The 9924-nt window shown below is 76.2% G+C and carries 10 protein-coding genes; all 10 read right to left on the bottom strand.

What is annotated here, in order from left to right; genetic code table 11:
• Positions 1 to 222, bottom strand: a 222-nt coding sequence (locus DT057_RS32120) for a hypothetical protein (RefSeq protein ID WP_203236439.1), incomplete at its 3' end; no start/stop codon positions are given.
• Positions 223 to 431: 209 nt separating this feature from the next.
• Positions 432 to 641, bottom strand: coding sequence for a hypothetical protein (locus DT057_RS32125; protein WP_128566098.1), 210 nt, complete (start codon positions 639 to 641; stop codon positions 432 to 434).
• Positions 642 to 847: 206 nt separating this feature from the next.
• On the bottom strand, positions 848 to 1480 hold the full coding sequence (locus tag DT057_RS32130; protein ID WP_128566099.1) for a response regulator transcription factor: 633 nt from the start codon (positions 1478 to 1480) through the stop codon (positions 848 to 850).
• On the bottom strand, positions 1477 to 2832 hold the full coding sequence (locus DT057_RS32135) for an ATP-binding protein (protein ID WP_128566106.1): 1356 nt from the start codon (positions 2830 to 2832) through the stop codon (positions 1477 to 1479). Before DT057_RS32135 ends, DT057_RS32130 begins: the two co-directional genes overlap by 4 nt.
• Positions 2833 to 3257: 425 nt before the next feature.
• Positions 3258 to 3665, bottom strand: coding sequence for a hypothetical protein (locus DT057_RS32140; protein ID WP_128566100.1), 408 nt, complete (start codon positions 3663 to 3665; stop codon positions 3258 to 3260).
• Positions 3666 to 3760: 95 nt separating this feature from the next.
• Positions 3761 to 5929, bottom strand: coding sequence for a transglycosylase domain-containing protein (locus DT057_RS32145; protein WP_128566101.1), 2169 nt, complete (start codon positions 5927 to 5929; stop codon positions 3761 to 3763).
• Between the two features lie 199 nt (positions 5930 to 6128).
• Entirely contained in the window at positions 6129 to 7670 is a 1542-nt protein-coding gene (locus DT057_RS32150; protein ID WP_128566102.1) for a methyl-accepting chemotaxis protein, read from the bottom strand.
• Positions 7667 to 8023, bottom strand: coding sequence for a hypothetical protein (locus tag DT057_RS32155; RefSeq protein WP_128566103.1), 357 nt, complete (start codon positions 8021 to 8023; stop codon positions 7667 to 7669). The genes DT057_RS32150 and DT057_RS32155 overlap by 4 nt, the downstream gene beginning before the upstream one ends.
• Positions 8024 to 8123: 100 nt before the next feature.
• Positions 8124 to 9263: an acyltransferase family protein gene (locus tag DT057_RS32160; protein WP_128566104.1), complete on the bottom strand. Its 1140-nt coding sequence runs from the start codon at positions 9261 to 9263 to the stop codon at positions 8124 to 8126.
• 117 nt (positions 9264 to 9380) lie between these two features.
• Positions 9381 to 9755: an HNH endonuclease family protein gene (locus DT057_RS32165; protein WP_128566105.1), complete on the bottom strand. Its 375-nt coding sequence runs from the start codon at positions 9753 to 9755 to the stop codon at positions 9381 to 9383.
• Positions 9756 to 9924 lie beyond the last annotated feature (169 nt).

A 9924-nucleotide genomic window follows, 5' to 3' on the forward strand; every position in this document is an offset into this window, starting at 1 on the left:
GGGGACGCAGGCGATGGGCCGGTAGGGCCAGGCCGCCTCGCCGCAGGCCGCGGCGCCCGCCGGCGCGGCCGCCGGGGCCTTGAGCGCCATGGGCGCGATCGCCGGGGCCTCGAGCGCCACGGGCGCGGGCCCGGCCGCGACCGGGGCCCCGGGCTTCACCACCTCGACGATGCCGACCGTCAGCATCGCACTCACCAGCATCATCCGCGCCACGCCCAACATGTCCGCCTCCGCGCCGCTCTTGTGCCGAGCTCTCTTGCGGCCGGGGTATAGGGCGGGGACGTGTCCGGGGTTTTGCGTCCCGCGCGCCGGCGCGGGCCTTTCGGCGGGCGCAATGTTGCGTCCCGCCGCGGCGGACGAAACACGCGGAGCCTAGCGCCCCCGGGCGCGGCCGGGGCGAGGCCGGCGGGCCGCCTGCCCCCGCCTCGGCGTCACTCCGCCGGGATCTGCCCGACCGTGAAGTGCCCGCACCAATCCTCGGCGGCGACGACCGGCCAGAGGCCGTGGCCGTGGGGGTCGGGCTGGCTCACGGGCGGGTTGAAGCGGCACAGGCCCTCGTCGCCCCGGGGCGCGGCCCCGTTGAGCGCGTGGTCGTCGAAGTAGCGGCAGCTCTGGCAGGCCGCGTCGTGGGTGCTCGCCATTCCTGGTCCCTCCGCGGCGCCCCGGGGCGGGGCGTCCGTTCCAGACCATAATTAGAACAACTAAAAACTACATGTCAAACCCTGGCCGTGCCGCGGAATGCCGCTTGATCCGGGCTCCCCCGCGCGGCGCGGTGCCGTCCCGCAGCAGGGGCGCGCGGCGGTGCCGCCCACCCCCGCGGGGATCGAGGCTCGCGGGGCCGGCCGGCTCAGGCGAGGTCGTCCGCGTGCCGGATCGCGAAGTGGGTCAGCTCCGTCAGGCTCGCGAGGCCGAGCCGGTGGCGCAGGGCCGCGCAGGCATTGGTCACCGTCTTGTAGCTGACCGACAGGTCCCGGGCGATCGCCGTGTAGGTCCGCCCCTGCGCCAGCAGGGCGAGCACCCGGCGCTCGCGGGCGGTCAGGGAGGCCAGAGCCGACCGGCGCGGGTCGGCCCCGAGGAGCGCCACCGCGGCGGCGAGGGCGCCGTCGAGGTAGGGGCGCCCGGCCCGGACCCGCTCGTAGGCCCGCACGAGCTCGCCCGCGGGCGCGTCCTTCAGCACGTAGCCGACGGCGCCGGCGGCGAGCGCGCGCGCGACCACGTCCGGGTCGGCGTGCATGCTGAACACCAGCACCCGGGTCCCGGGCACCCGCTCCCGGAGGCGCCGGATCAGCGCGAGGCCGCCGAGGTCGCGTCCCGGGAAGGCGAGGTCGATCACCGCCACGTCGGGGCGGTGGCGCAGCGCCGCCCGGTAGCCGGCGCCGAGCCCGCCCGCCTCGCGCACCGCCGCGCCCGCATCCTCCAGGAGGCGCCGGCAGCCCTGGAGCACGATCGGGTGGTCGTCGACGACGAGGACGCTGGTCACGCGGTCGCCCCCTCGGCGGCGCCCGGCTCGACGGGCAGGCTCACCCGCAGGGCGGTCCCGGGCGCGAGCCCGTCGAGGGCGAGGGTGCCGCCGAGGGCCTCGACGCGCTCGCGCATCCCGGCGAGCCCGCGGCCCGGCCGGGGCGCCTCGCCGACGCCGACGCCGTCGTCCTCGACGCTGAGATGCAGGCTCGCCCCGTCCGGGGCCGGCGCCGCCCGGACCGCGATGCGGCCGGCCCGGGCGTGCCGCAGGGCGTTGGTGAGGGCCTCCTGGACGCAGCGGTACACGGTGAGGTCGACGAGGTCGCCGTGGCTCGGGCGCAGGCCCTCGAAGCGGCCCTCGATCGCGATGCCGGGATTGTGGCGGGCGCAGTCGCGCACCAGGAGGTCGAGGCAGCGGTCGAGGGGCACCTGGCCGAGGCCCGCCGGGCGCAGGCGGTTGAGGAGGCCGCGGTTGAGGGTCTGGACGCGCCGGACGATGGCCGAGATGTCGTCGGTGCGCTGCGCCAGCCGCTCCCGCACCGGCGCCTCGAGCGTCCCGGCGATGCGGGCGATCGAGGAGGAGTTCGCCTCGAGCGCGAACAGGCAGGGGCCGAACTCGTCGTGGAGCTCGAGGGCGGTGCGGCGGCGCTCGTCGTCCTGCGCGGTGAGGAGCTGGCGGTTGAGCCGGCGGTTGGCGGCCCGCGCGCCCTCGAGCGCGCCGGCGAGGCGGTTGAAGCGGGCCGCGATGACGGCGAGCTCCCGGGTGTCCGGCCGCTCCACGCGGACGCCGTAATCCTGCTGCTCGAGCCGGGTCAGGCCGGCGGCGAGGGCCGCGAGCGGGCGCAGCACGCGCCCGAAGGCGAGGTAGAGGATCGCCAGCATGGCGAGGCTGAGGGCGAGCCCGGTGAGGCCGAGGGCGAGCGCGTAGCCCCAGACCTCGTCGATCTCGTCGGAGGGCTCGGTGGTGACGAGGGCGGTGCCGATGCGCGCGCCCCGCAGGACGAGCGGCACCTCGTGGCGCTGCACCGGCGGGGCGATCAGGCGGGCGAACCAAGCCGGCGCGCGGCGCCGATCATCGTCCTTGCGCATCAGGGTCTCGTCGGTCCGGACCGGCTGGCCGGCGGCGTCGACCAGCACCACCCGGACGTGGCGCAGGGCCCGGAAGCGCAGGGCCAGGGTCTGGAACAGGCCCGCCCCCGGCGCGTCCTGGAGGAGCTGGAGCGTCTCGGCGACGAGCGGCTCGGCGACGGCGATCGAGGCGGCGGTCTCGACCTGCGTGGCGGTGCGGGCCTTGAGGACGATCACCGCCCCCGACACCGCCGCCGCCAGCACGTCGATGAGGACGACCACCACCATCAGGCGGGCGCGCATCGGGCGGCCGGACCAGAGCGCCGGGACGCGGATGCGCGGCGGGGCAGCCTTCGGGGCGGCGGGCGCCGGGAACGGAGGATCGAGGGATCGGGACACGGGCTCGGGATCGGGACGGGGCCGCCGCGGAGGCGGGGCCCGCGGCGCCGGCCGTTGCCGGCCGCGCCGGAACGAGCCAGGATCGGCCTCGCCTGTCAATGCGCCGGCCGGACGGTTCCCGCGTCCGCGGCGGTCACGCCCCGTCGGGGCCACGCCGGGACCGGCCCGGGCCGGACCCGGCGCGTCGCCGGCGAGGCCCCGACGGGGAGCACGGCCCGGGGGCCCGGCACGGATCGGGCCGCCCGGGCGGCGGGCGTCCTCGGAACGCGGGTGTCTCCCCGGCGGCGGGGAGGCCGCGCCCGCTGGCGGGCGCCGGCCCCGTCCCTGACTCAGGCGGCGCGGAGCTGCTGCACCGCGGCGAGGTCGAGCTTGCCCAGGGTGCCGCCGCTCCCCGGCACCTTGACGGCCTTCACGCCCGCCATCTGAGCCTGGATGGTCGTGACGTTGCCCAGCACCGTGTCCCACTGCGAGGAGGTCGTGTTGAGGTAGGCCTGGACCACGATCGGCAGGTCGGAACAGGTCTTGGCGCCGTCGATCGAGCCCACGACGTGGCCGAGGTTCCCCCCGAGGATGCTCCAGGCGTTGCTCATCGCGGTGAGCTGCCCGGACGCGGTGGTGGCCGAGTCGCCCAGCGTGCCGACGGTGCCCTTGAACTCCGTCAGGAACCTCACGGTCGCGTCGAGCTCCGCCTTCTGCGTCAGCAGGCCGGACTTGGCCTCGATCAGCTTGGCGAGCACGGCCGAGGAGGCGTTCGGCGGGGGCGCCCGTGCTCCCCAGGATGACCGTGGAGGCGGCCTGCGCCGCGGTGTTGAACGGCGGGCTGCCCCGCCGGTCACTCTCCGAGGCCGAAGAGCCGCTCGAGGAAGTTCTTGTCCTCGCGGGTCGGGCCGGTGCGGGCGGGCTGCGGGGCCGGGCGGGGCGGGGCGCCGCCGCCCAGGATGTCGCCGATGATGCCGCCGATCGTCGGCTCGGGCGAGGCCGACGCGACGGCGTTGCTGCCGCGCCGCCAGCGGGCCGCGCCCGGCAGGGGCACGGGCTTGTCGGCCCGCAGCGCCGCGGTCATGAAGCGGTTCCAGACCTCAACCGGCAGGTTGCCGCCGGAGACGCGCTTCGTCGCCTCGCCGTCGTCGTTGCCGAGCCAGACCCCGGCGACGAGCGTGCCCGAGAAGCCCACCACCCAGGCATCGCGAAAATCCTGGCTCGTGCCGGTCTTGCCCGCGAGGTCCCAGCCCGGGATGTCGCCCTTCCTGGCGGTTCCGCTGACGAAGACCTCGTGCAGCATCGCGTTCATCATGCCGACGGTGCTCGGGTCGATGACGCGCCCGAGGCCGTTGGGGCTGCGCTTGTAGACGATGCGGCCGTCGACGGTCTTCACGCTGGCGATGACGTACGGGATCACGCCGGTGCCGCCGTTGGCGAAGGCCGCGTAGGCGCCGACGAGCTCGAGCGGGGTCACCTCGGAGGTGCCGAGCGCGATCGAGGCGTTGGCCTGGAGCGCCGAGGTGATGCCGAGGCGCTGGGCGGTCTGCACCACCGCCCTGGGGCCGACCTCCTGGCCGAGGCGCACCGCCACGGTGTTGAGGGAGTGGGCGAGGGCGTCCCGGAGGGTGACGGCGCCGCTGTAGTTGCGCGAGTAGTTCTCCGGGTTCCAGCCCTTGATGCTGACCGGCGCGTCCTCCCGCACGGTGTCGGGGGTCAGGCCCCGCTCCAGGGCCGCCAGGTAGACGAAGGGCTTGAAGGCCGAGCCGGGCTGGCGCTTGGCCGTGGTGGCGCGGTTGAACTGGCTCTGGGCGTAGTCGCGCCCGCCGATGAGCGCCCGGATGGCGCCGTCGGGCCGCATCGCCACCAGCGCGCCCTGGCCGACGTTGAAGCGGCCGCCCTTCTGGTTCAGCTCGTCGACGAGGGCGCGCTCGGCCACGGCCTGGAGGCCCGGATCGACGGTCGTCTGCACGGTGACGTCGGTCTCGATCTTGCCGACGTAGTCGTCGAGCACGTCCATCACGAGGTCGGCGACGTAGTTGGCCGAGCCGCCGCCCGCCGCCCGGGCGGGCCTGGCCGGCTGGGCGAGCGCGAGCTTCGCGTCGGCGGGCTTGGCGAAGCCGAGCTCCTGCATGGCGGCCAGGACCTGGGCGGCGCGCGCCTGCGCGGCGGCGAGGTTGCGGTTGGGGGCGAGCCGCGAGGGCGCCTGCACCAGGCCGCCGAGCATGGCGGCCTCGGCGAGGGTCACCTCCTTGGCGGGCTTGGCGAAGTAGCGCTGCGCCGCCGCCTCGACGCCGTACGCGCCGGCGCCGAAATAGACCCGGTTGAGGTAGAGCGCGAGGATCTCGTCCTTCGTGTACTTGTGCTCGAGCCACAGGGCCAGGATCGCCTCCTGGATCTTGCGCGAGGCGGTGCGCTCCTGGGTCAGGAAGAGGTTCTTGGCGAGCTGCTGGGTCAGGGTCGAGCCGCCCTGCGCGACGCCCCGCGAGGTGAGGTTGCGGCCGAGCGCCCGGGCGATGCCGATCGGGTCGATGCCCATGTGGCCGTAGAAGCGCCGGTCCTCGATCGCCACGAAGGCGCGGGGCAGGTAGGGCGGCAGCTCCCGGATCCCCACCGTGCGGCCGCCGGTCTCGCCGCGGTTGGCGAGCAGCGAGCCGTCCGCCGCCAGGATGGCGATGTTGGGCGGCCGCTTGGGCACGGCGAGCTGGTCGATGGGCGGCAGCTGCGAGGCGTGGAACGCCACCAGGCCCGCGAGCGCCACGAGCCCCCACAGCCCGAGGATCACCCCCCCGTAGGCGAGGCGGCCGAGGATCGAGCGCCGCCGCCCCGCCGGCGCGGCGCGCCCGCCGCCCGCCCTGGCCGGGACCCTGCCCGGCCGCGCACCCGCCTTCGCCTTGGCCACGCCGCCCCCCGCGCGATCGCTGCGCGACAGGCGCAGGTCGAGGGCCGAGGGATCCGAGCGGCCCTCGGCCGCGTCGAATTTCGGCTCGACCCGGCCGGCACGCTCGCGTCCCTTCGCCATCGTTCAGACTACCCTCGACCCCGGACGAACCGGTCCGCACGAGTCCTGAAGAGACGTTAAATGAGGCAGGTTTAAGGGCTCTTAACCGAAAAATTCTCGAGTGTTTTCCGGCTCTTACCGCGGTTTCCCGAGGGCCCGGGCCCGACGCCCCGCGGGGCGCGGCAACGCGTCCCGGGGGCGGCGGGGACCGGCCCGCCCGTCAGGCCGCCCGCATCGTGGCGAGGAAGCGGTCGACCTCGGAGCCGAGATGCGCGGCCTCCTCGGCCATCGCGCAGGCGGAGGCGAGCACCCGGTCGGCGTCGGCCCCGGCCTGGCCGGCCGCTCCCGCCACGACCTCGGCCGACTGCGTCACCGCGCCGGTCCCGGCGGCGGCCTCGCCGATCGCCCGGACGATCTCGCGCGTCGCCTCGCCCTGCCGCCCGGTGGCGGCCGCGACCGCCACCGCGGCCGCGTCGATCGTCCGGATGCGCCCGCCGATCCCGTCGATCGCCGCGACGGCCAGGCCGGTGGCGCTCTGCATGCGGCCGATCTGCTCGGCGATGTCGCCGGTGGCCCGGGCGGTCTGGGCGGCGAGCTGCTTGACCTCGGCGGCGACGACCGCGAAGCCGCGCCCGGCCTCGCCGGCCCGGGCCGCCTCGATCGTGGCGTTGAGCGCGAGCAGGTTCGTCTGCCCGGCGATGGTGGAGATCATCCCCACCACGTCGCCGATCCGGCCGGCCGCGGCGCTGAGCTCGCCGACGAGGGTGGCGGTCTCGCCGGCCTCCGTCAGGGCGCACCGGACGAGGTCCGCCGATTGGCCGACCTGGCGCCCGATCTCCCGGACGGTGCCGCCGAGCTCCGAGGCGGCGGCCGCCACGGCGTCGACGTCGCCGGCCGTCCGGGCGGCGGCGGCCGCCACGGACGCGGAGCCCGAGGCGGTCCGGCCGGCGCCCTCGGTCATGCCGTGCGCCGCGCGGCGAAGCTCCGCGGAGGCCGTCCGGACCTGGGCGACGATCCCGCCGACCGCCTGCTCGAAGCCGTCGGCGACCCGGGCCGATTCCTGGCGCCGGACCTGCTCGGCGCCGGCCCGCATGGCGGCCGCCTCGGCCTCGAGCTGGCGCATGCGCTCGAGGCTCGCCTCGAGGTCGCACGCCCGCTCCCGGCTGTCCCGCGCCTCGCGCTCGGCCACCGCCTCCAGCTGGCGCATGCGTTCCAGGCCCGCCACCGCGTCCCGCTCCGAGGCGACGAGCGCCGCGAAGGAGCGCGCGATGGTCCGGCAGATCCAGACCAGCACCCCGGCCTCGACGGCCACGATCGCGGCGTGCAGCAGCACCCGTGCGAGGTCCCCCCCCGCGGCGCCCGGGAACACCAGGGCCGGGAGGGCGAGGTTGAGGGCGAGGTGGTGCAGGGCCGTCGTCGCCGCCGCGAGGAGGATCACGCGCCCGTCGCACCAGCCGGCCAGCACCGCCAGGCAGGCGAAGAAGTACATGTGCAGGTCGATCTGCCAGGGATGGCCCGCGAGGGCGAACACCAGGACCGCCGCCATGCCGACGAGGGCGACGCTCGTCATCGCCCGGGTCCAGGTCCCGGTCGGGTCGCGCCACCACGACAGGGTCGCGGCCCCGGCCAGGGAGGAGGAGGCGGCGACCGCCACGAGGACGGGCCCGCCGGAGGCCGCCAGCCCGGCGACCGGCACGTTGGCCCACAGGAAGCCGATCAGGAACCGCGCGTAGGCGCGGCGGAAGGCGTCGAGGTCGATCATGGTTCGCCCGATGCGAGGGAGGAGGGAGGACGCGACGGCGCCGGCGGCGCGCAGCCGCCCGCCCCGGCCGGGTCGAGGACGAGCCAGGCCCCGGCCGCGTAGAGCCGCGCGACGAAGTCCGGGAGGTCGGAGCGGGCGACGACCACGTTGCCGAGGCCGCCCGGCCGCAGGATCGCGCCGCCCGCCCGCGCAATGATTGCCACCGTCCCGGCCGATCCGCCCCAGGGCGCGCCGACCACCGCGACGGTCCCGGCGCGCGGGCTCAGCGGCACGAGCAGGGGCAGGGCCAGCATCGGCGCGAGGCCGAGGGCGCGCCACCCGGGCGCCCGCGCGCGCCAGGCGAAGTGTCTCACGTGACCCTCGGCTGCTCCGGCGCCCGACCGGATTGACCCTAGGTCAGATGTGCTCCCATTCCGTAAACGGGCCCGCCGCGGGGCGGACCCGGCGCTCCGCTCAGGCGCTGCGCACCCGGCCGAGGGGCTGCGCCGCCCCGGGCCGCTCGCCCGCGATGTGGAAGGCGGCCGGGCGGCGGAACAGGAAGCGGGCGGGGGTGTGGCGCACCAGCCGCTCGATCCCGAGGGGCACCACCACGGCGGCGAGGGTGACGAGCGCCGAGACCACCCCGACGTCGTCGACGAGCCCGGTGCGCACCAGCGCCGTGCGGGTCGCCGCCATCGGCAGGAAGAACGCGAGGTAGATCACGATCGAGCGCTCGCCGCAGGTCCGCAGCGCCGCCGTGACGGGCCCCCCGGCCCGCGTCAGCAGGACCGCCCCGGCCACGATCGCGAGGGCGCCGGCCGCGCCCAGCACGAGGCTCACGCCCGGCAGGCTCGCCAGCGTCGGGTAGCCCGCGACGCCCGAGGGCGTGAAGGCGAGGGCGCCCTCGGCCAGGGCCCAGGCGCACAGGCCGAGGAGCGCGAGGCCGGCGCGCGCCCGCGCCGCGTCCGCGAGGGCGAAGATGCGGGGCGCGAACAGGAAGCCGCCGACGAAGTAGACGAAGCGGGCGCAGAACTCGTCGACCAGGGTCGAGCCGGTCTCGATCGGGAGCGATTGCAGCAGGACCGCGCCGGCCAGCAGCAGCGGCCAGGGCAGCCGGCGCAGGAGCTTCACGGCGACCGAGAACACGGCCAGCAGGTAGATGAACCACAGGGTCGAGTAGGGCTCGACGAGGCCGTGGGCGAGGTGGGCCAGGAAGGCGCCGATCCCGCCGCCCTCCGTCACCTGCCCGTACTTCGCGGCGGACTGGATCACCAGCCAGAGGCCGTAGAAGTAGGCGAAGTGGACGATGCGCCGGTCGGCGAACAGGCGCCAGTCGCGGTCGACCACGCGCCCGACGAACAGGCCCGACAGGAGGAAGAAGTCCGGGATGCGGAACGGCTTGGCGAAGGCCACGACGTGGTGGAGGGCGCCCTCGCCCCCCATCGCCTCCCCGGTGCCGAGGGTCGCGTGCATCATCACCACCAGGATGATGCAGAGGCCCTTGGCCACGTCGACCCAGGCGAGGCGGCCGGAATCCGGCCGCGCGGCCGCGGCCCGCACCGGGTCGTCCGGCCGGACCGAGAGGGCGGGTTCGCGATTCGGGCGGGCGGGCATCGTGCGTCTCCACGGGCGGTCTTCCGGCTATAGCCGCGACCCGTAAAGAGCCGGAGAAGCCGGACCGCTCGATTTGCGAGCCTGGCCGCAAGGAGTGGTTCACCCTGCGGGCGAGCGTCAGCGCGGCGGGCGCCGCGTCTCGCGCCGCACCCGCGTCATCCGGGTCGCCGCGTGGAAGTCGTCGGGCTTGGTGCGGACCCAGTCGAGGAAGCGGGCGATCTCCGGGTCCCCGCGCAGGCTCGCGACGTCGGAGAGCCGCCGGGCGAGCTCGGCCTCGCTGTAGCGGGCGTGGATCGCCGAGTGGCAGACCTGGTGGAGCCGCACCGTGCCGCCGTGGGTGCCGCCCTTCAGCTTGGGCGTCAGGTGGTGCCGGCTCTGGCGGGCGCCGGGCGGGATCGGCCGCTCGCACAGGGGGCAGACCACCGCCTCCGCACGGGGCGGCCCGTGGGTGGAGGGATCGTCGTCGCGCCAGCGCCGGGTTCGCCGCCCCACTTCCGCGCTCCCGCGCCGCCCCTCGTCTCGCCTCCACAGATGGGGCGCCGGCCACCCCCCGGCGAGCGCGACCCGTGCGCGCCGGCGTCCGCCCGCCCTGCGACCCAAGCGCGCCGGCGCGCCCGGGGCGGCGCCGGCGCAGGGCTAGGAATCCGGGTTAACGCATTTT

Origin of the sequence: Methylobacterium crusticola (assembly GCF_003574465.1) — a bacterium.
GTDB classification, from domain to species: Bacteria; Pseudomonadota; Alphaproteobacteria; order Rhizobiales; family Beijerinckiaceae; genus Methylobacterium; species Methylobacterium crusticola.

Bases quoted from the DNA above. Each gene is read 5' to 3' on its own strand.
- DT057_RS32125 (WP_128566098.1), bottom strand. From the start codon at position 641: ATGGCGAGCACCCACGACGCGGCCTGCCAGAGCTGCCGCTACTTCGAC.
- DT057_RS32135 (WP_128566106.1), bottom strand. From the start codon at position 2,832: ATGCGCGCCCGCCTGATGGTGGTGGTCGTCCTCATCGACGTGCTGGCG.
- DT057_RS32145 (WP_128566101.1), bottom strand. From the start codon at position 5,929: ATGGCGAAGGGACGCGAGCGTGCCGGCCGGGTCGAGCCGAAATTCGAC.
- DT057_RS32150 (WP_128566102.1), bottom strand. From the start codon at position 7,670: ATGATCGACCTCGACGCCTTCCGCCGCGCCTACGCGCGGTTCCTGATC.
- DT057_RS32160 (WP_128566104.1), bottom strand. From the start codon at position 9,263: ATGCCCGCCCGCCCGAATCGCGAACCCGCCCTCTCGGTCCGGCCGGAC.